Below are 23,438 nucleotides of genomic sequence, written 5' to 3' on the forward strand. Positions count from 1 at the left end.
CCCATGTGAGAGTAAGTCATCGCCAGCTCATTATTCAAACACCCTCAACTAGCGTTGGGGGTGTTTTTTTATGAGGGAAAGAAAATATTAAAAACTATAAAAAGTGAAGGCAAAATAAAACCATCAGGGGATGGTTTTAAAGAGTAAGCATACTTTCTAAATTTGATTAGATTTCACGTAGTTGTCGACGTGCATGTTTAAGTGCTGTTCTTAAACCCTCTTCTAGTGTTGGATGGTAGAACGGTTTATCTAAAATATCCTCAAGTGTGAGTTCTTCATCAATTATCCAAGCCAATAAGTGCGCCATGTGCTCAGCAGCATCCACAAATAATTCAGCACCTAATAACTTTTGACTTTTATTATTAATATAAACTTCAATCGCACCTTTATTTTTTCCCAGCACCAAAGCGCGACCTTGTTTTTCATAAGAAACAAAGCCTGTCGTAAATGCAATATTTTGCTCTTTCAGTTGTTTATAGTTTTGTCCTACAGATGCCATTTCAGGTGAGCTAAACACAATGCCCATGGGTGTTAATGTTTTAATATTTTCAATGTTTGGAAAGCTTAAACAATTATGCACGGCTGCACGCCCTTCATGTGCTGCTTCATGTTGAATGGGAGTATTCGTGTGTGCATCACCCACAATAAAAATAGCATGCTGTCCGAGTTGTTTGGTATGAGGATCAATTGGGAGTTGTTTGATGTTGTTGAAACTCGTATCAATATTTTCAAGATGAAGCTGATCTAAATAGCTGCGTCTACCCGTAGCAACCAATACATAATCGGCAGTTAAGCTTTGTATTTGTCCATTTTCTTGATATTCAATTTGCACGCCTTGTTCTGTTCTTTGTAGTTGTGTTGGCAAGGTTTCAAATTTGATATTCAATTCTCGACTGAGTGTATCTTGTGCAATGGTTTGTAGTTCTGGGCTGCGGAGTGAACCAACTTTACGACTACGGGCAAAAATAGTGGTATCTACCCCTAAGCGTTGCATAGCTTGAGCCAATTCGATTGCAATTACACCACTGCCAATGACGGCCAAAGATTGGGGTAAGTTCTCTAATTCAAAGATTTGATCTGATGTGATTAAGCGTTCGCCTAATTTTTCTTTCCATGCTTGCTCATAAGCAGGAGTAGAACCGACTGCAATAATAAAAGCTTTTGCCTGATATTGCTGTCCATTCACTTGAATTGTATGGGCATCTATAAAAGTCGCAAAACCTGAAATCTTATGGGATGCTTCCCAGCGATCTACATCTTTTTGTGTGGCACGGGTAAAACGATCACGTAATTGACGTACGTGCGTCATGATTTGGGATGTATCAATTTTTGCATCTACCGTGAGTGCAACTTCTTGTGCATGTTGAATGTCGTGCATGCGATTGGCACTAGAGATGAGGACTTTGCTAGGCATACAACCAACACGGGCACAGGTGGTGTCCCATGGACCGTGATTGATGATGAGTAGGTTTTGGGTGTATTTAATTGCTTCTTTATAGGCGCTAATGCCTGCGGTACCTGCACCAATAATAATGAGGTCGTACATGATGGTTACACCTATTTTATTAAATGGTTAACTAATATTTAATTTATAACCTTTAAGTTGAAATAACTACAATTAACAGCCGATATCACGATTTAATTTGTGGTTTGGAAGATTTACATTGAAAGTTTTTGTAATTTTGAGTAAATTCCGTTAAAAGCCGTAAACTATCTTGCGGGTCTGTGGCATTTATAAAAACGATGGGTACGAATATGACATATTTTATTAACTTAAAAAAATTAGGGGTAAAGTCTACAGTATTGGCTTCTTCTATCGCATTGGTTGCGTGTGGTGGTGGTGGAAGTGATGGTTATTACAATACAGACAATAATAGTACTACGAATCCGCCAAATAACGATGGTGGAAATACTTCAACCCCTGACACATCACAGGTGGCAACCAGTTTAACAAGAGTTTTACAGAATGCGAGTGAACAAGAAATTCAACTTGCACCAGATAATTCAAAAGTTTATTTGGCGGTCAAAGCCTTAAATGCTGACAATGGTGGGATTGCCAACAAGAATATTCGCTTATCAATTGCGACAAATAAGTTTGGTGTAAGCAGTGCCAACTCTGTGGTTGCGACAGGTGAAAATGGTGTAGCTGTTTTTGAAATTAATGTTCCTGCATTAACAGAAGCTGAAGGTTCAGTACAATTAACAGCTACTGTTGATGGCACTTCAGTCAGTATTCCATACACTTTAAATATTAAAAAAAGTAGTACGATTCGCAGTGACTTTAGAATCGATGTGACTCAGGGTACAGTATTAATTTTACCAAATGGCAGTGTGGATGTCACTGCGACTGTAACAGATGCTAAGGGTGGTATTAAAGCGAATCAGTCTGTTACTTTAAATATGCCTGAAGCGATGCGCGGTAAATTTATTATCACTAATGGCGCAGCAACTCAACAAACAAATGCTCAGGGTGAGGTGAAATATACACTTAAAGCGAGTAGTAATTTTACATCAGTTGATCTTGCTACTTTTGCAGGTAAGTCTGAAACATTAAGTTTTTTGCTAGTTGATGAACATAAAGCGGAAAAAACCGCAACAGCAGATTTAACATTTAAAGACACAGCTCAGATTGTCTCAACTCTCTCAGTAATTAAGCCAGATCAGGCTGTTGCTGCGAAAAGTACAACACCTGTAAAAATCCAAGTATTAGCAAAGAATGATCAACATGAACCGTTAAGTGGAAAAGAGATTCGTTTGAGCTTTACAAAAAATGAGCTCGCGTATGGCGTTAAACTCAATAATGCGACTGCTAAAACGAATGCACAAGGTATTGCAGAATTTACGATTAGCACGGCCGATGTTACACATCCACTTGCTTTATCCGACACAGGTATTTCGTTAAGCGCAACCTATACAGATGGTATTAACCTTGCTTCTGGTAGTGTTATCGTTGATGTGGTAACAGAAAATGTAAATGCTTCGGATGCCGAAGCTATTCAGCGTTTAGAAATTGCATCCTCATATAAAGTGAATGCAAAAAATGACTCAGTTGCTGTAACTGTTAAGGCAATTAATAATAAAGGCTTAGCAGCAACTAAAGGTAAGGTTAAACTTGACTTAAATGCTGAGGCAACATCAAATGGTGTAACATTCGATGGGGCTGCGGAAAAAGATTTTGTTGATGGGTTTGCCACTTTTAATATTAAAACAAATGCTCAAACACCTGCTGCAGTAGAAGCATTGGTAAAAGCAGGAATTAAAGCTAATTTTACGGCTGATAACGGTGTAAGCAATTCAATTGCGATTACAGTTGCTGATGAAGAAGTTGCTGAAGAAGCGACGCGCTATTTAGCTATAGATCCAATCACTTCTGACACAGATTCAAATCTAGCGGTATTTGATTATACAAAAAATCATAATTTCACAGTTAAAGTCAAGGCAGTCGGTGTAAAAGGCAGTGCGTTAAAAGGTGAAACTATTTCACTAGGTATTGCAGGGTCTTTAAGTGATGAACAATTGCAAGATTTAGGTTTAAGTCATAAAGGTCAGTCTTCTAAACAGACAGATTCAGATGGATTTGCAACTTTTATTCTTGAATACAAGGCGAATTTATCGCCTGAGCAAGCTGCTTTAGCCATTCAAGGTGTACCGTTAGTTGCGACTTCATCAAATGGTAAGACACAAACATTGCGTTTGAACTTTAAAGCACCGACAGAGCTAGGTGTGATTGATCTTGATCACTTTACAGTTGATATGTTGGGAGATTTGACTCTAGCAGTTGGCCAAGAGCAAACATTAACTGTTGATGTCACCGCAAAAGGTACAGATGGGAAGCCGCTTAAAAATCAGTTGATCAGTATTGGTTTAAATGATGCAGCATTAAATAATGGTGTGAGTTACGATTCTACACAAGCTATTCGCACAGATGAGGATGGTAAGGCACAATTTACGCTTAAAGTAAAAGCCAATAATATCACTGAACTGACCAACTTAATTGCGAATGGTTTAACTGTAGTCGTGAAATCAACTCGTGATGATGGTTCTGCATTTACTGTTACAAAGAAAGTTGATATTGCACAACCCCCAGTCGTTTTACCAGAGCTTGCAGGCCTTGAGATTACCCCTGTCGATAAACGTCCGCTGACAGTGTCAGTGTTTGGTGGTGAGGTTCGTGTTAAAGTTGTTGCGAAAGATGATAGCTTACCTGATGGTAAACCTATTCCAAATACGCCAATTCAAATTGCGTTGTCATCTTTGACGAGCTCACGTGTGTCTTTATCTTCTAACTCAGCCGTAACCAACAGTAAGGGTGAAGCAGAATTTACTGTTCGTGTCGCTGAAGGTACTTACGATGCAAACTTGATCAAAAATGGCATCGCTTTTGCTGTAGTTGGTACAAGTTTGAATAACCCAAATGATCGGGTACAACAAACAAGTTCAATTCAAGTTGAGATTCCTGAAAATTCATTCAACTTACGTTTGACTGCTGATGTAAAAAATATTGAATATGGTCAAACACATCAAATCAATGTGGCTGTAAAAGATGAACTAGGCGAAAATACAGCAGGTTACCCTGTTCGATTGATTTTAAATCAGGAAGCAATCGATGCTGGTGTGAAGTTAAGCGCTGATTCTATTAGTACAATTGCAAATGGTAGTGCTCCAGTAAGTATAACTGTTCCAAATAATTTGTCGGACTCTGCTAAGTTGGGATTAGAAAATGCTGGAATAGTTGTAAGTGCTTTTATTCACACTCCAAAAGGTGAGGAATTAAAGTCTGATCTTAAGTTTGAGGTTGTACAACCTGAAAATCCATTTTTTATTAATTTGGAATTAAGTCGAATTAATATGTCATCCGCTGGCTCTAGTTCTGTGGTAACAGCTAAGCTTGTCGATCGTCATGGTGGGGCTATTGCTAATCAAGATGTACAATTGAGCCTAGCCAATTTTATTGAAAATAATACCCAATTTATCAATAATATTTATATTGATGGCGCATCCACTATTCAGACTGATAATAAAGGTAATGCTGAGTTTACTATTGTTATTCCGCCAAATGCAGACCCTAGATTAGTTCAGTTATTAGAAAATGATGGAATTAGTGTTACTGCAAGTCATACCGCAAGTAATGGTGCGATTCGTACACAGCGTACGATTATTCCTGTAATTGCTCCGACAGCACAAGCATTTCCTCAGCAAGCAATTAAAATAAAGTCAGTTAAATCGAGTCTAAACGCTTTGGGGGATTCAACAGACATTTTAGTTTATGTGGTTGATGAAGATGGTGGTGCCGTTGCAAATCAAACAGTTTCTTTGAATATTGCAGGCGCAAGAATAAATGGCACAATGATTGTAGGTCCATCTATGCTTACCACAAATGAAGTGGGCGAAGCGAAATTTACAATCCGACTTGATCCATCATTAATTGTTCCTCCTGCGACAATTCAAAGTTTATTAGATGCTGGTATTTTAATTACGGCAACGCACAATAATGGCGAACGAGATATTAGTCAGGAAATTGAGTTGCCAGTAGTTCGAAATGATTTAGATTTAGAACGCTTATCTATTGTAATTGCTCGTGATACAACAAACTTAATTGAAGATGTAACGCGAGAATACTACTTACAAAATATTTCTGTTGCAGTTCAAGATCCGAAAGGCAATCCAGTAGCACAACAACAGATTCAAATGGATGTGGATGCTATTGCTTATATGGTAGGTGAATATACTTATGGTTTCCCTCTAGATCCAAATCGTTTTGCTGGTGTAGTTGCAGATTGGTTTAGAGACATTAACCAATTATGGCATGCAGATACGCAACAACCATTAGGTCCTTTAACGCCAGCTGTACGTTGTTCTGTGCCAAGAACGAATCTTGATGGTTTTATCAATATTCAAAATAAAGATAGTGGTGAAATGCGTAAGATTCCTACAAATGTCGTTGATTTTGTAGGGCACGCAAATCAAGGTAACGTATTATATACAACAGATGAGCGAGGTCGTGTTGATTTGCAAATTCGTTATCCAAAACGTTTTGCGACTTGGGTAACTGTTGAATTAGCAGCATCTTCTACGAATACAACTCAGCCTGATGTAACACACTATTCATTTACTTTACCAATTTTAAGTAGTGATATTACTGCAAAAACTCATCCAGCAATTGAAAGTCCATATTTAGGTTTAAATACTTGGAATGGTACGAATTATACTTGCGCACCATAATTGAAACCCATAAAAAACAGCGCTTCGGCGCTGTTTTTTATGGGGGATTTTAATTTAAAAATTAAAGTGAAGTCCCCACACTCACACCCACAGTCGGGCGCACTTGCATCGAACTACACGCATTGAGAACCAAGATACACATTACTGCCAATAAAATTTTATTCATGCAACAAACCTTGAGATTTTGCCTAATGAAATAACGCACTAGAACGAGCGCCACTACGACAAATCATCAGAATGGGTTTTGAAAGGTCATTATAATATTTTGCGAATTCAAGAATGTCTGTTTGAGAAATTTTGCCGCTATTGACGGGTTGATAAATCACACTGATCTGAGATTTTTCCGCGATATTGCGTAATTCACTCACCTTAATAGCATTGCCCATTTCTTGATCAGGACGGTTCACAATCACAGATTTAAAACCTTGTCGCATCAACTGTGAAAATTTTGCAGCATTCATCTGACCTGCAACACTGACTTTGGTATTTAAAGTCTGAACATCGTTTTGAGCGTGACTCAGCGGGATACTGCTACAGATCAGAATACAGCAAAATACATATTTGAGGATGGGTTTAGTCATCCAACAAATCCATTTGTTTTGCCAACTGGAATAAGTTGTTTGAGCGATTACCTGTACGGCAGAACATCAACACAGGTTTTGGCAACTCGTTATAGTGATTAGCAAAAGTACGCACATCGACTTCAGTAATTTGACCCGACACCACAGGCTGATAGACATAATCTAAACCTGCTGCACGCGCAGCTTCTTCAATTTGCGCACTGGTTGGTTGCTCAGCGCCACCTTCCATATCTGGGCGGTTATTAATAATTGACTTAAAGCCTTTCTCTACAACTTGGCTCACATGTTCAGGACCAATTTGACCCGCAAAACCGACTTGTTCAGACATGGGAATACTCCATCATTTTATTCATGACAATATGCTTTATGATAGCATTAAGCAGATTCAAGAGCAGAATGTTCTGAAATATTTATAACGACGATAACGATAAAATAACGCAATGGAGCGCTTATGCATTCCTATACGGTCGAGCCTTTATATGTCAAAAGTGATCACGAGGTGATTGCTGCAGACTTTTATCGCCCTAAATCTATAGAAAAACCCGCGGTAATTCTGATGGCGCATGGTCTGGCGGCCTTGCGTCATTTTAAATTGGTGCAATACGCACAATATTTTGCTCAGGCAGGCTATGCCGTGGTGCTATTCGATTATCGCTATTGGGGCGGGAGTACGGGGCGTCCACGTGAGTTGGTTTCTATTGAGGCACAGCTGGATGATTGGCGCAGCATGATCTCACATGTTGCAGAACGCAAGTCGATTGATGCCAAACGTATGATTCTTTGGGGAACTTCTCTGAGTGGAGGCTATGTGCTGAGTTTGGCCTCGCGCTTACACAATATTGCCGCGGTCATGGTACAAGTGCCTTTTGTAGATGGTGCGGAAAGTGCCGAGTTATATCCTTTGCAGCAACTTCCGAAAGCCCTAAAAATCTCCAGTCAGGACTATATGGGAGCAAAGGTAGGGATGTCGCCCAAAACCCTTGCAGTGGTGGCGCAAAAAGAACTGTGTTTTTTACCGACCACAGACAGTTATGCAGGTTATATGTCCATTGTGAACCCCGATCATTACTGGAGTGGGGAAATTCCTGCTCGGGTGTTTTTTAATTTGATTCGTTATCGCCCCATTCAAGAAGTGCGGCAAATCAACATCCCTGTGTTATTTATTGCCGCACAGCGTGACAGCCTGATTCCAATTGAATCGAGTCGTGAAACGGCAACCAATATTGCGCCTTATGTGCAATATGAAGAGTGGGATATGCAACATTTTGATATTTATCATGGTGAATGGTTTAAAAAAGCCATTCAGACCCAATTAGAGTTTTTACAGCAACTGTTTGGAGTTCAGTAAATGATTATTGTATGCCCTGGATGTGGTGCAAAAAACCGTGTACCTGAAGATAAATTATCTGCCAATCCCGCATGTGGGCAGTGTCATCAAGCGCTGATTCCGCTTGCACCCATTGAATTGAATGAGCAAAATTTCAGTAATTTTATTCAAAATAGTGACTTACCTATTCTGATTGATCTTTGGGCGGACTGGTGTGGTCCTTGCAAGATGATGGCACCACATTTTGCAACAGTTGCCAAGCAGAATCCGCAGGTGGTGTTTGCCAAAATTGATACCGAGGCCAATCCACGCTTAAGCAGTGCATTCCATGTGCGCAGTATTCCAACACTGGTATTGATGAATAAAAGCAATGAAATTGCTAGAATAAGCGGCGCGCTACGAGCGACTGAATTACAACAGTGGTTGGATCAGCAACTCAACGCCCAGTCTTAATGCACTGTTCGTGCTAATTTAATGCAAATGTCCGGAGTGAACGTGTCAGATTCTCATGCAAAACCAGAGGGAGTGCTTTCCCTACAAACAATTGCCATGCCAGCAGATACCAACTGGAGTGGAGATGTCTTTGGAGGCTGGATCGTTTCACAGATGGATTTGGCTGGTGCGATTCATGCCGAGCGTTTTAGTAAAGGACGTTGTGCCACGATTTCCATTAACCAAATGACTTTTTTGGTGCCTGTAAAAGTGGGCGATGTGATCAGTTGCTACACCAAAATTTTGAAAGTGGGCAATACTTCAATTCAAATGCAAATTGAAGTGTGGGACAGCCATGATGATTCACGTGAAGCCGTACGCGTTACCGAAGGGGTATTTACCTTTGTTGCGGTTGATGTCAAAGGCTCAAAACGTCAGATTCCTGAAGAAGCCAAACAGAAGTTTTTAGAAGCTCAGGCTAGTCAAGCATCATAAGTATCAAGCTAGTCAAACATCGTAATGAAAAAAATCCCAGCACAGTAGCTGGGATTTTTTTATTGGAGAAGAAACAAGTATTAGGCTTATTTCTGCTTTAAATGTGATTTTGACACCCATGCCCACAACATTTCACACTGAATCGGGGCTTCGCCTGATTCATCAATCACACTGACATTGACCAGTGTTTCGCCTTTGTCGGTGCTGTGCATGAGTTGTTGCTGTTCTGGGCTGAGTGTGGCAATGGCTGTCATTGCACCTTGAGTTGGACGTTTAAAGTCCACTTTCAGGCTTTTAATCAGCACAATGGCACTATCAGGTACATTCATAGCAGTCACAAAACCTGTAGCAGTTTCGGCAAGCAGCGCCATAGCACAGGCATGTACCTGTCCAATATGGTTTTGCATGGCTTTATGATTGGCAAGACTGACCACCACTTGCGATGGGGTTACTTCTTGATAGCGAATTTTCGCAGTGCCCACCATCGGCACGACACGACCAAAGGCTTGACTCAAAAGGCGGCTTTGAATGCCTTTCGGCAATTTTGATGTTGCTTTGACCAGTTTGTTTAAGCGATTGGTTGGTGTCATGACATCCCCAAATTAATCTTTAAAGTTGTTAAATTGCAGTGGCAGACCAAATTGTTGCTCTTTCAAGAACGCCATGACTTGTTGCAATGTGTCGCGTTTCTTGTCGGTCACACGAATTTTGTCACCCTGAATAGAAGATTGCACTTTAATGCCACTGTCTTTAATGGCTTTGTTAATTTTTTTTGCGGTATCTGAGTCAAGACCATCTTTAAGTTTGATCACTTGAATCACATTTTTACCTGATGCGGTCATTTTTTGTGGGTCAAGCGCCTGAATGTCGACTTTACGCTTATAGAAGTGATTTTCGAGCATGGTATACACTTGCTCACATTGGAAATCACTTTCAGTGGAGATTTTAATCTCTTTGTTTTTTTCATTGAGGTCGATAGAAACATCCTGACCACGAAAATCGAAACGAGTACCGATTTCTTTTTGTGTGTTTTGAACCGCATGATTCACTTCAAAAAGTTCTAATTCAGAAACAATATCGAAAGAAGGCATAATGAAGACCTTTGCAAATGGAAACAATATCTGAGATGCTAGGGATGTTTTCTTCATTTGCCAAGTGTTGTTTTACATCAAAGGAGTGCGCAATGATCCGTAAACAAGAAATTACAACATTTGAGTTCCCAGCTGACGCGATTATCTGGGATGTACGTGATGCAAGTGCTTATGCAGAAGCTCATGTTAAAGGTGCTGTGAATCAGCCAATTAACGATCTATCAGCAGAGAGTCTTACTCAGGTGTCGGCGGATCAACCCATTTACATTTTATGTGGTGGCGGAAGTAAAGCCCCACGTGCAGCGGAAAAACTAGAAGGTTTGGACAGCTCACGTGAATATGTGGTTTTAATGGGTGGTACACGTGCTGCGCGCGACGCAGGCATGCCTTTGGAACAAGGTCACTAAGTATCATCAATATGAAGAAAGCGCCGTAAGGCGCTTTTTTGTTGGGTATCGTTTTATTTCTATTTTCTCTAAGCGAGCGTTAGCTTGAAGGTGGAGGAGCTTTAAAATAAGGCTTCTTGGTTTTCACCTTTTTCTGAAAACGTGTAGCTGCCAGTTTTTGTACTAAGTTTTTAGGTACAGCGCAGGCTTCTGCTAAAACTTGTGCCGCCAGTATTTCACTGCACAACGGGGCAAATAAAAAGCCTTTAGAACCGAGTCCTGCAAAGCTGTAAATTTCCTGATCATCACGCATTTTGCCAAGTAGGGGAAAATAATCCTTACTTTGGGCGCGTAGCGAAGCGCGACCTTGCCAAGTATCTACGGGTGCTAAGTTTTCGGCATACGCAGGAAAGACGCTGTGGATAAGTTCGTAGTTATGCACATGGTCTTCTGCCAAGACGTCACAATCTTCCCGATTTGGATAAAACGATGCACCTAAAATCAGTTGATCGGCATTGAGCTGCATGCAATAGCCGCCATAGCTATAGGCTTGTGATAATGGCAAAGCCTGATCTGTATTATTTACCCAGCTGACTTGTCCGCGAATGGATTTAAGCACAGGGTAATGTTCAAAAAAAGCACCGCTTTGCAGCGCTGCACAGACGATGACATGATCAAATGTTCCGAGTTCAGCATCTACGCTGTGTAAAATTAGTTGCTGTGCTGTCGTGGTGATTTGTTTAATTTGAGCTTGCTGAAACTGAATGTGCGGATGCGCAAGAATTTCATCACGCAGTTGATGTGGAGAAACTGCTCCTGCTTGCAATAAGTTTAAACTGGCAAAGTCGCTTTGTGGCGTAAGTTCGGTTGCACTCTGTGCTGCTAAAATACCTTTTGGGTATTGTGTGGCTAAATCCAGCAATTCATCGGCATGTTTAAGTGCCAGTTGATGAATCTGCAACGGACGAAATGCTTTGAATGCGGCATAGTGATTTAAAGCATGTTGCCATGCCAAAGTCATTAAATGATCAGCACTTTGATGAATTGGGCAAAGTTTTGGGTTTAAGAGTGCCAAAGGATTGCCAGAACCGCCTGCAAGTGGCGCTGTTTGGTCATAGAGCGTGACTTGATGCCCTCGTTGGGAAAATGCCCACGCACAGCTTAAACCCGCAATTCCTGCGCCTATGATCGCAATATGGCGCTGTTGGTTGCTTGTTGTGGTATTTGTTGTAATTTGAGTTTCGTTCTGATCGGATATTGGCTCTATTCCAGGCGCTTGCCAGATGGCTTTCAGCATTTCCCGTTTATGCCCAAAACCGCGTGGGCGGGTGATGTGAATACCGTGTTGTTTTAAGCCACGTTTGAGTACGCCTGCCACACTAAATGAGGCAAAAGTCGTGCCATAATCGGACAGTGCTACAATCGGGTTGAGCACGGTTTCCTGCCACATATCGGGGTTACAGGCGGGTGCAAAGCCATCTAAAAACCACGCATTGACAGGAGCAGTTTTAGCAATGACAGGAAAAACTTCCTGAGCATCGCCTAGCCATAAATCTAGGCTAAAGCGTTCATCTGGAAAGTTTAAACGATGACAGCCTGCAATAGCGGCAGGGTATTGCTGAATCAGCTGTTCAGACAGATGACTGAGTTCGGGCCAAGCCGCTAAGGCACGTATAAGATCGGCTTTGCAAAGTGGAAATTTTTCGACAGAAATTGCGTGTAAATGGCTGCGATTATTGGGACGTACCTGTTGCCATAATTGCCAGAGCGCTAAAATATTTAAGCCTGTACCAAAGCCTGTTTCGCCTACACAAAAATATTCAAAATCATTCAGCGCTGCTAAACGGATGGGTAAGTCATTGCCCTGTAAAAACACATGCCGTGTTTCTAATAAACCGTTGTCTTTAGAGAAATACACATCGCCAAATTGTTTGGAAATGGGCACATCAATACCATCGACCAGTTGCCAATCCAGCTCGGCAGTTTGAATAGGCTGAAACAAAACCAGAGTACCTTAAATCAAGAGGTGAATGCTCACCTTACCATTGGCGGCGACGTTTGGTATAGACATAGCTAGCAATTAAGAAGCCGAGCAATACGCCAACCGCGAGTGTTGCAGCACCGTATAAAAACATTTGCGCACTGCGTTCACTTTGCAGTACTTGAACTTGCACGCCTAAATTATCGTTTTTAAGTTGCAGTTCCTGATTCTGTGCCAAAGCATCGAGGTTTGCCTGTTCAAGTTGTTGCAAACGTGTGCTCTGATCTTTAATCAAGGCTTTGGTTTTAGCTTCCTGAAGGGCTTTATTTTTGGCAATTTGTTCTGCAGTCAGGGGCTTATCTTGTGCAGGAGTAACCCCATTGGCTGTTGCTACAGCTGCCGTGTTGGTCACAGCAGCAGGAGCAGGTGCAGTAGGTGTGGTTGTGGCTGGCTCAACTGCATATACAGGTGAACTGAGCAGAACAGCAACAACACTGGCAACAACGAAACGCATAGCGCTTATCCTTGAGGGAATGCTTTATTGAATGGCTTAACGTCAATGTGGCTATATACGCCTTCTTTTAAGAAAGGTTCATCTTGTAGCCAAGCATCGAGTGCTTCACGACTGTCAAAATCGACAATCATGGTGCTGCCATAAAAGCCTGCTTGTGGATTGCTTGGGTCTTTTGGCATTGCCCCCGCCACAATTAAGCGACCTTCGGCATCGAGTTGTTGCAAACGTGCAAGATGTGCAGGACGGGTCGCAAGACGTTTTTCCAGTGTACCTTCACGGTCAGTACAACTCAGAACAAATAAAGGCATAGTTACTCTCGAATATCGTAGATCAGAAATTATTCAGATGTTTTAAAGTATTTGCGCAATACAATAAACTGCACAATGATAAAGGAAAACATCACAATCATGTCACCAAAAGCGGTGAATTCGCCCCAATATTTTCCATCCCTAAATAAAAATGCAAAAAATACGTGTAGGAAAGACATGACTGCAAACATGGCTGCCCAAGCATAATTCAGGTTTTTCCAGCCAACTTCGGTCAAGTTGAACACAGGCCCAAATAAGCGTTGAATCAGTGGCTTACGATCTTTGCTAAACCATGGTGACAGCAAAAAAGCACCTGCAAATACAATGTTCAAAATGGCAGCTTTCAGGCGAATATAAAAGTCATCGCTTAACATTAAGGTAACGCCACCAAAAATTACGGTCATAAACAACACAATCCACTGTTGTTTATCTAAACGGAATTTTTGCATGATGAACAATGCGCCGTACACCACTAACATCGAGATGATCAGACCTGTGGTGGCCACCAAAATATGGTTGTTATCGACACCGCCTGCAGAGCCGATGAGTTGTAGTAATTGATGATTAGTGTCTTTTGGATCTACAGTTTTGTATAAATAAAAGAAAATAATGAGGGGCACAAAGTCTAAAAGTGCTTTCATGTTAGAGTATCTAAATCTGATCAAATAAATGACATAGTATAAGTGATGCACGGCGTAGATTTACATACACACAGTAATATTTCTGATGGAACTTTGTCACCTGGAGAATTGGTGTCTGCGGCAATTCAGCAGGGCATTCATACCTTGGCATTGACTGATCATGACACAATGGATGGGCTGGCTTTGGCAGAGCAAGCGGCTCAGGGGCAAGATTTAAAGATTATTTCGGGAGTGGAAATTTCCAGTCAATGGTCACGTCCTGCCACTAAAAAAAGCTATAGCGTGCATGTGGTGGCGCTAAACATGCAAAATCCTGCACCTTTACAGGCGCTGCTGGAACAGCAAAAACAAATTCGTGCAGAACGTGCCAAACAAATTTGTGATTTACTCACTCCGCTGATTGGACAAGATATTTATAATGATGTACTTCTTAAAGTCGAAGGCGTAGCAGATCGGATTACTCGCACACACATTGCCAAAACTTTACAGGAAAAAGGCATTGTTACGCGTGTGCAGCAAGCCTTTGATAAATATATTAAAGAAGGCAAAAAGGCTTATGTGAAATTTGACGGCTTGAGTTTGGAAGATACGATTCGGGTAATTCATGACAGTCAGGGCTTTGCTGTATTGGCACATCCCACCCGTTATGATTTATCTGCCACCAATATTCGTTATTTGATTGAAATTTTTGCCAAATATGGGGGGGATGCTGTGGAATTGCCGCCTAATATTGACCCTGCATCGACCCGTCAAATGGTGGATCGCATGATTGCTGAACATGGTCTAAAAGTATCTGTCGGCAGTGATTTTCATGGTGAAAATATGCCGTGGATTAAATTGGGCAATATTCCGCGGGTGAAAGATGGTCAAATTGGGATTTGGGAGAGTTTTGTTGAGTAACTCCCTCATCCCAACCTTCTCATATAAGCAGATGTGATATCCATTATTAAAATTTAGAAAGGATAAAAACTCCTTCTCCCTCTGGGAGAAGGTTGGGAAGAGGGTCTAAAGCAAATTATTGTCCTGTGCCTGAATTGGTGGTGGCGTTGGTTTACCCAACGTACCCAATAATTCAATTTCAATGGTTCTTACCATGGCATCTAAAGGTAAGTCATTGCTTTGCGTGCCAAAAGGTTCTTCAATTTCAGAACTGAGCGCATCCAGACCTAAAAAAGTATAAGCCAAAATACCGACCAAAAGCGGAGTCGCCAATCCGAGTGTAGACCCTAAACTAAAGGGCAACATAAAACAGAAAAAGTACACTGTTCGGTTAAGTAGGACTGAATACGCAAAAGGGAGCGGTGTGGTAGCAATACGGTCACAACCCGTGAGTACCAAACTCAGCTCTGTGACGTGTTGATTCATTTGTGTGTAAATAATATCGGAAATTTCGCCCTCTTTAAGTGCTTGCATTAACTCCCATTGAATCAAACTGAGCGTGTATTGCGGCGCATTGGCTTGTTGATACAGTTGGGTAATTGCTTGCTGACTCATGCCACTGGTTTGAATTAACTCGGTTGGATTGGCAGTTTGATGACGCAGGCGGTCGCGCAAGACATTGGCAAATACAATGACGTGCTGAATGACGCGTTCACGTCGTGCTTGACTAAGTATACGGCAGTCGCGGTCAAAGTGGCGCGCGTTGGCAATCAGCATGCCCCAAAGTTTACGTGCCTCCCACCAACGGTCATAACAGGCAGAGTTTTTAAAGCCCAAAAAAATCGACAGCACCACCCCAATTAAAGTAAAGCCAACCAAAGGCAATTCTGGAAAATGAAAATAACCAATATAAGACAAACCGCCAATAATGGTGGAGATCAACATCACCAAGCCCAAAGGCGGTAAGACCTTCGGTAAAATCGTGCCCCGCCAAGAAAACAGTAAGTTAAATACACTGGGTTGATCGACTATCATTTTATTAGAATCATCACAATTTTTTGATGATCTTCTGTGCTTGTGCAGGCTTTGTCAATATGCAAATTTTAAGTGTGCTCAAATTTAAGCAGTTGTTGTTCGGCAAAGGAAAAATTACCTTCACTTGAGATGATACAGTGATCGATCAAACGCAGCTCTAGCAACTGACAGGCTTGCTGAATCTGCTGCGTCAGGACTAAATCTGCAGGTGAAGGTTGTGGTAAGCCGAAAGGATGATTGTGTGCAATCACAATCGCTGTGGCATGTTGACTAATCGCAAAACGTAGCAATTGATTAATGGAAATTTCACACGAATTTAATGCACCATAAAATAATTTTTTAAAGCTGATTTTGCGTAAACAGGCATCAAGGCAAAGCACCGCAAACACTTCTTGGGTTTCGCCCAAAAGTTCAAAACGCAGATACTCCATCAAGCGTTTGGAATTGCTAAGCTCAAGTGCATCTTGTTTTAAATGTTCGGCTACATAGCGCCGTCCAAGTTCTTTAACTGCCATGAGCTGTGAATATTTACTGTTACCCATGCCGTGAAATTGACACAACTCGGCAATGGGTGCATCGAGTAAAGTAGTGAGATTGCCAAAATGCTGAATTAGCAATCGTGCCAACTCCACCGCAGAATGTTGCTGTGAGCCTGAGCGCAAAAAAATAGCCAATAGTTCGGCATCAGATAAACTGGCAGCACCATTTTGAATGAGACGTTCACGTGGCCGTTCTTGTTCAGGCCAATGTTTAATAGATAAATGCATTGTTATTTGACTTTGTTATTCTAAATTTGAAACTTAAATCCCAACAGATCTCTTGGGAATGACATTATTTAATGCTATTGTGAGCGCCACTGCAACAAAAAGGTGGCTTATTTGTGAGCTTCGATTTAAGCGTACTCCCTCATAAAAACATTATTTTAGCTGTGACAGGCGGCATTGCGGCCTATAAAAGTGCGATTTTAGTGCGTCGTTTAAAGGATGCAGGGTTTAGTGTTCGCGTGGTCATGACCAGAGGGGCACAAGCTTTTATTACACCGCTGACCTTTCAAGCACTGTCAGGCAATCCTGTACATACCGAATTATTAGATACCGAAGCCGAAGCAGGCATGGGGCATATTGAATTGGCACGGTGGGCCGATTTAATTTTGGTTGCGCCCGCCAGTTGCGACACCTTAGCCAAATTTGCTGCAGGTCTGGCCGATGATTTGCTCAGTACTTTATATTTAGCCACCACTGCACCAGTTTGGGTTGCACCTGCCATGAATCAGCAAATGTGGGCAGCCAAAGCCACACAGCGTAACTTAACCACTTTGGTGGAAGATGGCGTGCATGTAATTATGCCCGATGCGGGCGAACAAGCCTGTGGAGATGTTGGTTTAGGGCGTATGCCAGAACCTGAAGATTTGGCGCATCAGGTGACGCAGTATTTTCATCAGGCACAGCGTGCTTTGGTGGAAAAATTTGGCATGTTGGCAGGCAAAAATGTCACCATTACAGCAGGCCCAACCCGCGAAGCTTTAGACCCTGTGCGTTATATTTCTAACCATAGTACAGGCAAAATGGGTTTTTCTTTGGCTGCAGCCTGTTATGCAGCAGGGGCAAAAGTCACGCTTATTGCAGGCCCAGTTAGTTTAGATACGCCAAATGGGGTACAGCGAATTAATGTATCTTCAGCTATTCAAATGCTAGATACCAGTTTGCAAATGCTAGAAAAGGGCTGTGATATTTTCATTGCTACAGCTGCGGTGGCCGATTATCGTGTGGCAGAAATTGCAGAACACAAAATTAAAAAGTCAGGCGATGAGCTGAATGTGGCCTTGGTGAAAAACCCAGATATTGTTGCGACTATTGCTCAGCAGGAAAAACGTCCGTTTATGGTGGGTTTTGCGGCAGAAACTCGCAATGTAGAAGAATATGCAGCGGGTAAACTGGTGGCGAAAAAGCTAGATATGATTGCCTGCAATGATGTTTCCCGTGCCGATATTGGCTTTGCTTCAGATGAAAATGCCATGACCGTATTTTTTGCTGAAAGCTACCACATGGAAAAACGTGATTTGGAAAAAGCCTCGAAGCAAGAAATTGCACAGCAATTGGTTGAGGCGATACATGATGCTTTATATCGTGATCCATCACAGGATGATGAGTTTTAACCTTTATCGTATATCCATAAGTTAATGACATAAAAAAACCGCTGAAATTTCAGCGGTTTTTAGCTTAAATACAGCGTAAATTAAGCTTGGCCTTCTGCTGCAGCAGCTTGCGCACGTTGCATATTGGCTTCAAACTCGGCATCGAAGTTGATTGGGGTGAGCAATAATTGCGGGAAGCTGCCTTTGGTTACCATATCATTTACAGATTCACGTAAGAATGGGAACAAAATGTTCGGGCAGTATGCGCCCAGAATATACGGTAAACGCTCTTCTTCAACGCCATCAACTAGGAAAATACCAGCTTGGGTAACATCAACAATAAATGCAGTATCGCCACCGTTGTTGGCTTGAACCACAACTTTTAATGCCACTTCAAAGTGGGTTGGGTCTATTTTTTCTGCAGAAGATGACAGGTTAATGTTAAGTTCAGGCTGCCATTCTTTGGTAAATACTTGTGCCCCAGGAACTTCAAAAGAAATGTCTTTGGTATAAATGCGCTCTAATGCCAATTGTGGTTGAGCTTGTTGTTCTTCACTCATGTTAAATCCTTACGAGTTGGTTATATAGTGTTATGTTTATGCCAATAATTGATCGAGTTTGCCTTCGCGATCTAACGCATATAATTGGTCAAAGCCGCCAATAAACTGGTCATTGATGAAAATTTGTGGAACGGTACGATGATTGGTACGTTGCATTAATTCAACACGTACTTCAGGCGCTTCATTCGACAAATTAATTTCTTTATAGGCAACGCCTTTACGCTCAAGGAGTTGTTTTGCACGAATGCAGTATGGACACACAGTCGTTGAATAAATAGTGACTTCAGCCATGATCGTTCTCCTTGCGAAAAATATGAGGGATAACTATTTGCTTTTTACTAAAGGTAAACCTTGTGCTTTCCAGTTGCTAATGCCACCATCTAAACGATAGGCGTCTGCATGAGCGACTTGTTGTAAAGCACTGCCTGCAACTTGACCTAAGTTACAGATAAAGACCAATGGACGATCTGAGGTTTTTAGCTCTTCAACATGCTTGGTAATTTGGCTATAGGGAATATTGCGGCTGCCACTGATATGACCTTCACGGAAATCTTTGGCATCACGTAAATCAATCAACATGGCATTTTTAGCTTTGACTAAAATACCCAAAGATTGTGGGGAAATTTTACGACCATTGCGTTGACCTTCTAACACAAAGAACAACACTACCAATACGGCCAGTGTCCCAAATAAGAAGGGATGATTCCCCATAAATTCGAACCAACGTTCCACAAGTCACCTAATTACAATGTCAAAATTGTTCAAGAGTATAGCGTATAAATATGGCGATCAAAAACACCGCTTCAAGGGCAGCGCCACAATAAAATTAATTTTTTTGTTGCGCTTCGGCAATTTCATCACACAGTCTTAAATAACTGTCTAAACGACGCGATAAAATTTCGCCTTCTGCAGCAGCCAGTCGCAGCGCACATTGCTTTTCATGTTTATGGGTACAGTTGCGGAATTGGCAATGACCCAACAGGTTTTCAATTTCAGGAAAACCATTTTGAATTTTATCTTGGCTCAAGTGCCACAAACCAAATTCACGAATCCCCGGTGAGTCAATTAAGGCAGCACCATCTCCAAAGCCAATTAAACGAGTAGAGGTTGTGGTGTGCTGTCCAAGTGCCGAGTTTTCCGAAATGATATTGGTCTTTTGCGCCGCTTCGGGCACGATGGCATTAATCAGCGAGCTTTTACCCACGCCCGATTGCCCGACAAAAGCTACCGTTTCACCTGCTAAACGTGCCGCTAAATGCTCTAAATTCGCATCGGATTGGGTTTGCATAACTTCATATCGCAAGTCTTGATATTCCTTGAGCAAGTCTAAAATCGGGTCGTTTTCTTTGAGTAAATCAGATTTGTTTAAAACCAATAAGGCGGGAATATCGGCATCGGCACAAGCAACCAAATAGCGGTCAATCAAGCCCGGTGCAGGTTCAGGCAAAGGCGCAAAAACAATCACAATCAAACTGATATTGGCGGCAACAGGTTTAACTTTGTGATAACGATCAGGTCGGGTCAATAAAGATTGGCGTGGATGAATCGCGGTAATAATTCCTAAACCTGTATTTGGGTCGGCCTGCCATTTGACCCGATCTCCCGTCACCAATAATTCTAAATTGGTACGAGTGTGACAGCGCCAAATACTTCCCATTTCAATAGGTTTCCAAAATGGTTCTGGCTCACCTGCGTGCACCACCGGTTTTTCAGGATGAATTTCAGGAACAGATAAAGCCTGCACTTCTAATTGACGACCATAGTGTTGTACCACCAAGCCTTCTAAATCATGTGAAGTGTCAATGTCTGCCTGACGTGACTTGTGTTGTTTTTCAATTCGACGTTGCTGTTGTTCAGTCAATCGACGCTTACGAATTAAAGCCATTCATATCCTAAAAAACCATGAACTCAGGATGGCAAAAATAGCATGAAGCGGGGGCACAGTTACAGCCAAGAAGCAAGAAATTTGCTACTATGTTGTTTTTAAGCCGAATAAGATTGCACATTTATGAGCAGCACGCCTGATACTCGCCTCATTTGGATTGATTTGGAAATGACAGGTTTAGATACCGATAACGACCAAATTATTGAAGTGGCTACCATTGTGACCGATGATCATTTAAATATTTTGGCAGAAGGTCCTGTGCTGGCTGTGCATCAACCTGATCGTATTTTAAATGCCATGGATGAGTGGAATACACGTCAGCATGGACAATCGGGCTTAATTGAGCGTGTGCGTCGCAGCAAACTCACTGCGCAGGATGCAGAGCAGCAAACCATTGAGTTTCTAAAAAAATGGGTCAATCCTAAAACATCGCCAATGTGTGGCAACTCAATTTGCCAAGACCGCCGTTTTTTACACCGTTTAATGCCTGAATTGGAGCAATATTTCCATTATCGTAATCTGGATGTATCATCAGTGAAAGAGTTGGCAAAGCGCTGGCGTCCAGAAATTATGAGCGGTTTGAAAAAGAATGCGTCGCATTTGGCGATGGATGATATTCGTGATTCGATTGCTGAGCTGAAATATTATCGCCAATACTTTTTTATTATGAATCAGGACTAAAACCTTTTTCTGCGTAGGAGATGGAGCTGTAACAGTAACAGCGATCTCTTACGCTTAAACTGTGTTGGTCACTCATAAATAAGAAATAATAAGATATGACTCAGCATTGCCTTATGCCTTACTTTATATAAAGATATTAGAGGCAAGTTTGTATAAAGCTAAGCAATGCTTAGGTGTTCATTGGTTAAAAGCCAAGCAAAACCAAAAGCTTTATTTTCCTGCCTGCCAAAATGCTTCACCTGCCTGAATTAGGTCGCCTGTTTGCGCTAAAGTCTCAAGCCAGACATCATATTGCGCGATGATTGGATGTTGGCTAGGGTGAAAGTCAGGTTTAAACCAATCACGATATTGTGATTGCATTTTGCGTAATTTCCCTTGTTTGCCAAACAGCCATTGCAAGCCACGTACATTCATTTTAAGGCGCTGGATACGATTAAACCCATCGCATTTCAGCATGACATTGGCGCGGTACAGGGTAAATCCGAACATTAAACCTGTGGTCAGCACCAACGCCATTTTTCGAGTCACTTCAGGCACATTGCCCACCTGTTGCATCACATCAAACGCCACATCACGATGTTCCATTTCTTCAATCGCATGCCATGCAAATAAAGCACGGACATAAGGATGTGCATCTTGCAGCGTGTCTTTTTCGCCATAAAAAGTTTCTGCCATAAGTGCGGTTAAATGTTCCGCAGCTGCTGTCATGGCGATGTTGTATTGGGGCGAGCGATATTTCAGTTCAAACTTAAACACTTTGTTTAGACGCTGAATAAACTGATCTACAGGCATGCCTTGATCTTTCATGACCTGATTCATTTTGTCGTGTGCAATGCCGTGCTGAGCTTCTTGTCGAATAAAATCGGCAACACGCTGTTTTAAGTCAGGGTCTTGAATTTGATCACGGAACAAACGTACCGATTGAATGAAATAACGCTCGCCATCAGGAAAAGTCAGGCTCAAAGCATCAAACATGCGGGTTAAAAACGGGTCACCTGCAAACCAGTAACGCGGCACATCGGCTAATTTAAAATCGAGATTGCTGCGTACTATGGGCGCAGCATGATATTGGACAAGTGCATTCATTTTATTTTATTTCACTCTGGTCAATCCTGTTTGCATTATGTCGGGCTTTGGCAGATTTGTTTTGACAGTATTTGCCAGTTTTTATACATTAAGCGACAAAAGAAAATGATGCATGTCAAAATGAGCAAGCACATGAGCGAAATTCAAATTCCGAATGGTTATTATCAACTTTGGTTACGCTATTTATCTGCACAGGGCAGAGTTCCTGAGCAGCTTGGATTTTCGCCTGCACAATTGCAGCAGTTACAGCATGTGTTGGCATTGCCCATGGATACCCAATCGTCCTATCAGTTTTTTAACGAGATCATCCAACACAGTATTCAGTTTTTAGATTGTCCAACGCTCGTTTTTGAATTGGCACGTTATATTCAGCCTGAACATTTTGGCGTGCTTGGCTATATGGCATCGCGTAGTAACAGTGTTGCAGAAGCCATTCAATATATGATGCGTTTTAGTCGCTTGGTGGTGGATGGTACGGCAGCCGTACCAATGCGACTGGAACAACAATCAGATGCTTTATATTTATCATGGCCATTGGTGGATGAAAAATACAGCTTGGTTCATGAAATGACTTTTGCTTGTATGACTCAATTGGCCATGCAAATTTTTGATTTTCAACACTCTCCGATACGGGAGATTCATTTTGCCCATGCACCGCGTATGGCGATGCTGCATTATGAAAAGTTTTATGGTTGTAAGGTTTTATTTAAGCAAGCGGAATATCAAATTGTTTTAAATTTAGAAAGCCTCAGTTTAAAACCACAGCAAGCCGATCCCTCTTTAATTCATTTACTCACCAAACAAGCTGAAGATGCGATTGCGTTAAAACCACAATTAGAAACCGTGCAGCAGCAAGTCCAAGAGCAGGTGGCGCATTATTTACGTTATGAACAGCAAGTGCCGAGCATTGAATGGGTGGCGCAGCGTTTATTTCGTTCAGGGCGTACGTTACAGCGTCAGCTTAAACAGGAAGGTACGGGTTTTAAACAGATTCTTGAAATAGAACGGATGCAGCGCTGTGAAAACTTACTGCGACAAAATGTGAGCCTAAGCGATATTGCACAGTTGTTGGGTTATTCAGACCAATCGGCTTTGGCGCGTGCCTATAAAGCCTGTACAGGACAGACCTTGCTAAAACGTAAACAGCAGTTGCAGCAAGCTGAGGATGCACTTTCTCTACAGCAAAATACGCCATAAATA

The 23,438-nt window shown here is 41.7% G+C and carries 25 protein-coding genes; 9 read left to right on the top strand and 16 right to left on the bottom strand.

The annotated features are described in order from the left end of the window. Window positions 1-166 precede the first annotated feature (166 nt). Window positions 167-1,546, bottom strand: coding sequence for a dihydrolipoyl dehydrogenase (locus tag FTV41_RS11855; RefSeq protein WP_179996594.1), 1,380 nt, complete (start codon window positions 1,544-1,546; stop codon window positions 167-169). A gap of 209 nt (window positions 1,547-1,755) precedes the next feature. Between FTV41_RS11855 and FTV41_RS11860 the strand changes: the two genes are divergently transcribed. After that, window positions 1,756-6,222 carry a hypothetical protein gene (locus tag FTV41_RS11860; RefSeq protein ID WP_179996595.1) on the top strand — a complete coding sequence of 1,489 codons (4,467 nt, stop codon included), beginning with the start codon at window positions 1,756-1,758 and terminating at the stop codon, window positions 6,220-6,222. Window positions 6,223-6,410: 188 nt separating this feature from the next. On the opposite strand, the gene FTV41_RS11865 is transcribed toward FTV41_RS11860, so the two are convergent. Together FTV41_RS11865 and FTV41_RS11870 are read right to left on the bottom strand one after the other, a co-directional pair. Further along, the gene (locus tag FTV41_RS11865; RefSeq protein ID WP_179996596.1) at window positions 6,411-6,803 is read right to left on the bottom strand and encodes a beta-lactamase hydrolase domain-containing protein; all 393 of its coding nucleotides are present in this window, start codon (window positions 6,801-6,803) and stop codon (window positions 6,411-6,413) included. Next, a complete protein-coding gene (locus tag FTV41_RS11870) occupies window positions 6,796-7,131 on the bottom strand; it encodes a TIGR01244 family sulfur transferase (RefSeq protein WP_096902417.1) in 336 nt (111 codons plus the stop codon). The genes FTV41_RS11865 and FTV41_RS11870 overlap by 8 nt, the downstream gene beginning before the upstream one ends. A gap of 123 nt (window positions 7,132-7,254) precedes the next feature. On the opposite strand from FTV41_RS11870, the gene FTV41_RS11875 reads away from it, so the two are divergent. The 3 genes from FTV41_RS11875 to FTV41_RS11885 are packed head-to-tail and all read left to right on the top strand — an operon-like array spanning window position 7,255 to window position 9,057. Then, window positions 7,255-8,151, top strand: coding sequence for an alpha/beta hydrolase (locus FTV41_RS11875; protein WP_179996597.1), 897 nt, complete (start codon window positions 7,255-7,257; stop codon window positions 8,149-8,151). Further along, complete coding sequence (gene trxC / locus FTV41_RS11880) at window positions 8,152-8,583, top strand: thioredoxin TrxC (RefSeq protein ID WP_070153832.1); 432 nt, start codon at window positions 8,152-8,154, stop codon at window positions 8,581-8,583. A 27-nt stretch (window positions 8,584-8,610) separates the two neighbouring features. Continuing rightward, complete coding sequence (locus tag FTV41_RS11885; protein ID WP_218618957.1) at window positions 8,611-9,057, top strand: acyl-CoA thioesterase; 447 nt, start codon at window positions 8,611-8,613, stop codon at window positions 9,055-9,057. A gap of 86 nt (window positions 9,058-9,143) precedes the next feature. Here FTV41_RS11885 and FTV41_RS11890 read toward each other — a convergent pair whose 3' ends face one another. Together FTV41_RS11890 and FTV41_RS11895 are read right to left on the bottom strand one after the other, a co-directional pair. Beyond that, on the bottom strand, window positions 9,144-9,647 hold the full coding sequence (locus FTV41_RS11890; RefSeq protein WP_096902415.1) for a DUF4442 domain-containing protein: 504 nt from the start codon (window positions 9,645-9,647) through the stop codon (window positions 9,144-9,146). A 12-nt stretch (window positions 9,648-9,659) separates the two neighbouring features. After that, the gene (locus FTV41_RS11895; protein ID WP_004976234.1) at window positions 9,660-10,148 is read right to left on the bottom strand and encodes a YajQ family cyclic di-GMP-binding protein; all 489 of its coding nucleotides are present in this window, start codon (window positions 10,146-10,148) and stop codon (window positions 9,660-9,662) included. Between the two features lie 92 nt (window positions 10,149-10,240). Between FTV41_RS11895 and FTV41_RS11900 the strand changes: the two genes are divergently transcribed. Next, complete coding sequence (locus tag FTV41_RS11900; RefSeq protein ID WP_004976235.1) at window positions 10,241-10,555, top strand: rhodanese-like domain-containing protein; 315 nt, start codon at window positions 10,241-10,243, stop codon at window positions 10,553-10,555. A gap of 79 nt (window positions 10,556-10,634) precedes the next feature. Here FTV41_RS11900 and mnmC read toward each other — a convergent pair whose 3' ends face one another. Genes mnmC through FTV41_RS11920 form a run of 4 tightly spaced genes read right to left on the bottom strand, consistent with a single transcriptional unit; the run spans window position 10,635 to window position 13,978 of the window. Then, window positions 10,635-12,536, bottom strand: a complete 1,902-nt coding sequence (mnmC, locus tag FTV41_RS11905) for an FAD-dependent 5-carboxymethylaminomethyl-2-thiouridine(34) oxidoreductase MnmC (RefSeq protein ID WP_179996598.1) — start codon at window positions 12,534-12,536, stop codon at window positions 10,635-10,637. Window positions 12,537-12,573: 37 nt separating this feature from the next. Beyond that, entirely contained in the window at window positions 12,574-13,029 is a 456-nt protein-coding gene (locus FTV41_RS11910; protein ID WP_004976237.1) for a hypothetical protein, read from the bottom strand. 5 nt (window positions 13,030-13,034) lie between these two features. Continuing rightward, entirely contained in the window at window positions 13,035-13,337 is a 303-nt protein-coding gene (locus tag FTV41_RS11915) for a YciI family protein (protein WP_004976238.1), read from the bottom strand. Window positions 13,338-13,366: 29 nt separating this feature from the next. Further along, window positions 13,367-13,978: a septation protein IspZ gene (locus FTV41_RS11920; protein ID WP_179991586.1), complete on the bottom strand. Its 612-nt coding sequence runs from the start codon at window positions 13,976-13,978 to the stop codon at window positions 13,367-13,369. Window positions 13,979-14,023: 45 nt separating this feature from the next. Here FTV41_RS11920 and FTV41_RS11925 point away from each other — a divergent pair, with 45 nt between their 5' ends. Continuing rightward, complete coding sequence (locus tag FTV41_RS11925; protein ID WP_131261955.1) at window positions 14,024-14,878, top strand: PHP domain-containing protein; 855 nt, start codon at window positions 14,024-14,026, stop codon at window positions 14,876-14,878. Window positions 14,879-14,983: 105 nt separating this feature from the next. On the opposite strand, the gene FTV41_RS11930 is transcribed toward FTV41_RS11925, so the two are convergent. Both FTV41_RS11930 and radC read right to left on the bottom strand, forming a co-directional pair. Continuing rightward, the gene (locus FTV41_RS11930) at window positions 14,984-15,892 is read right to left on the bottom strand and encodes a bestrophin family protein (RefSeq protein WP_154321041.1); all 909 of its coding nucleotides are present in this window, start codon (window positions 15,890-15,892) and stop codon (window positions 14,984-14,986) included. Between the two features lie 68 nt (window positions 15,893-15,960). Then, window positions 15,961-16,659 (bottom strand): DNA repair protein RadC, encoded by a 699-nt coding sequence (gene radC / locus FTV41_RS11935; RefSeq protein ID WP_154321040.1) that lies wholly within the window; start codon window positions 16,657-16,659, stop codon window positions 15,961-15,963. Between the two features lie 113 nt (window positions 16,660-16,772). On the opposite strand from radC, the gene coaBC reads away from it, so the two are divergent. Further along, a complete protein-coding gene (gene coaBC, locus FTV41_RS11940; RefSeq protein ID WP_179996599.1) occupies window positions 16,773-18,047 on the top strand; it encodes a bifunctional phosphopantothenoylcysteine decarboxylase/phosphopantothenate--cysteine ligase CoaBC in 1,275 nt (424 codons plus the stop codon). Window positions 18,048-18,127: 80 nt separating this feature from the next. On the opposite strand, the gene secB is transcribed toward coaBC, so the two are convergent. The 4 genes from secB to rsgA all read right to left on the bottom strand — a co-directional run bounded on the left by secB (window position 18,128) and on the right by rsgA (window position 20,471). Then, complete coding sequence (gene secB / locus FTV41_RS11945; RefSeq protein WP_070153851.1) at window positions 18,128-18,586, bottom strand: protein-export chaperone SecB; 459 nt, start codon at window positions 18,584-18,586, stop codon at window positions 18,128-18,130. Between the two features lie 36 nt (window positions 18,587-18,622). Further along, entirely contained in the window at window positions 18,623-18,877 is a 255-nt protein-coding gene (grxC, locus tag FTV41_RS11950) for a glutaredoxin 3 (RefSeq protein WP_004976247.1), read from the bottom strand. Between the two features lie 33 nt (window positions 18,878-18,910). Continuing rightward, window positions 18,911-19,318, bottom strand: coding sequence for a rhodanese-like domain-containing protein (locus tag FTV41_RS11955; RefSeq protein ID WP_168418423.1), 408 nt, complete (start codon window positions 19,316-19,318; stop codon window positions 18,911-18,913). A 94-nt stretch (window positions 19,319-19,412) separates the two neighbouring features. Further along, window positions 19,413-20,471 carry a ribosome small subunit-dependent GTPase A gene (gene rsgA, locus FTV41_RS11960; RefSeq protein WP_179989122.1) on the bottom strand — a complete coding sequence of 353 codons (1,059 nt, stop codon included), beginning with the start codon at window positions 20,469-20,471 and terminating at the stop codon, window positions 19,413-19,415. A gap of 123 nt (window positions 20,472-20,594) precedes the next feature. Between rsgA and orn the strand changes: the two genes are divergently transcribed. Continuing rightward, a complete protein-coding gene (orn, locus tag FTV41_RS11965) occupies window positions 20,595-21,152 on the top strand; it encodes an oligoribonuclease (RefSeq protein ID WP_004976254.1) in 558 nt (185 codons plus the stop codon). A gap of 210 nt (window positions 21,153-21,362) precedes the next feature. Here the strand turns inward: orn and FTV41_RS11970 are convergent, their stop codons facing one another. Beyond that, window positions 21,363-22,238 (bottom strand): metal-dependent hydrolase, encoded by an 876-nt coding sequence (locus tag FTV41_RS11970; RefSeq protein WP_179996600.1) that lies wholly within the window; start codon window positions 22,236-22,238, stop codon window positions 21,363-21,365. 132 nt (window positions 22,239-22,370) lie between these two features. Between FTV41_RS11970 and FTV41_RS11975 the strand changes: the two genes are divergently transcribed. After that, window positions 22,371-23,435 (top strand): AraC family transcriptional regulator, encoded by a 1,065-nt coding sequence (locus FTV41_RS11975; protein ID WP_131261958.1) that lies wholly within the window; start codon window positions 22,371-22,373, stop codon window positions 23,433-23,435. Window positions 23,436-23,438: the final 3 nt, after the last annotated feature.

It is taken from the genome of Acinetobacter sp. YH16051, from assembly GCF_013417135.1.
GTDB lineage: Bacteria > Pseudomonadota > Gammaproteobacteria > Pseudomonadales > Moraxellaceae > Acinetobacter > Acinetobacter towneri.

Coding starts and splice junctions, on each gene's coding strand:
- FTV41_RS11855 (WP_179996594.1), bottom strand. CDS start 1,546: ATGTACGACCTCATTATTATTGGTGCAGGTACCGCAGGCATTAGCGCC.
- FTV41_RS11860 (WP_179996595.1), top strand. CDS start 1,756: ATGACATATTTTATTAACTTAAAAAAATTAGGGGTAAAGTCTACAGTA.
- FTV41_RS11865 (WP_179996596.1), bottom strand. CDS start 6,803: ATGACTAAACCCATCCTCAAATATGTATTTTGCTGTATTCTGATCTGT.
- FTV41_RS11870 (WP_096902417.1), bottom strand. CDS start 7,131: ATGTCTGAACAAGTCGGTTTTGCGGGTCAAATTGGTCCTGAACATGTG.
- FTV41_RS11875 (WP_179996597.1), top strand. CDS start 7,255: ATGCATTCCTATACGGTCGAGCCTTTATATGTCAAAAGTGATCACGAG.
- trxC (WP_070153832.1), top strand. CDS start 8,152: ATGATTATTGTATGCCCTGGATGTGGTGCAAAAAACCGTGTACCTGAA.
- FTV41_RS11885 (WP_218618957.1), top strand. CDS start 8,611: ATGTCCGGAGTGAACGTGTCAGATTCTCATGCAAAACCAGAGGGAGTG.
- FTV41_RS11890 (WP_096902415.1), bottom strand. CDS start 9,647: ATGACACCAACCAATCGCTTAAACAAACTGGTCAAAGCAACATCAAAA.
- FTV41_RS11895 (WP_004976234.1), bottom strand. CDS start 10,148: ATGCCTTCTTTCGATATTGTTTCTGAATTAGAACTTTTTGAAGTGAAT.
- FTV41_RS11900 (WP_004976235.1), top strand. CDS start 10,241: ATGATCCGTAAACAAGAAATTACAACATTTGAGTTCCCAGCTGACGCG.
- FTV41_RS11910 (WP_004976237.1), bottom strand. CDS start 13,029: ATGCGTTTCGTTGTTGCCAGTGTTGTTGCTGTTCTGCTCAGTTCACCT.
- FTV41_RS11915 (WP_004976238.1), bottom strand. CDS start 13,337: ATGCCTTTATTTGTTCTGAGTTGTACTGACCGTGAAGGTACACTGGAA.
- FTV41_RS11920 (WP_179991586.1), bottom strand. CDS start 13,978: ATGAAAGCACTTTTAGACTTTGTGCCCCTCATTATTTTCTTTTATTTA.
- FTV41_RS11925 (WP_131261955.1), top strand. CDS start 14,024: ATGCACGGCGTAGATTTACATACACACAGTAATATTTCTGATGGAACT.
- FTV41_RS11930 (WP_154321041.1), bottom strand. CDS start 15,892: ATGATAGTCGATCAACCCAGTGTATTTAACTTACTGTTTTCTTGGCGG.
- radC (WP_154321040.1), bottom strand. CDS start 16,659: ATGCATTTATCTATTAAACATTGGCCTGAACAAGAACGGCCACGTGAA.
- secB (WP_070153851.1), bottom strand. CDS start 18,586: ATGAGTGAAGAACAACAAGCTCAACCACAATTGGCATTAGAGCGCATT.
- grxC (WP_004976247.1), bottom strand. CDS start 18,877: ATGGCTGAAGTCACTATTTATTCAACGACTGTGTGTCCATACTGCATT.
- rsgA (WP_179989122.1), bottom strand. CDS start 20,471: ATGGCTTTAATTCGTAAGCGTCGATTGACTGAACAACAGCAACGTCGA.
- orn (WP_004976254.1), top strand. CDS start 20,595: ATGAGCAGCACGCCTGATACTCGCCTCATTTGGATTGATTTGGAAATG.
- FTV41_RS11970 (WP_179996600.1), bottom strand. CDS start 22,238: ATGAATGCACTTGTCCAATATCATGCTGCGCCCATAGTACGCAGCAAT.
- FTV41_RS11975 (WP_131261958.1), top strand. CDS start 22,371: ATGAGCGAAATTCAAATTCCGAATGGTTATTATCAACTTTGGTTACGC.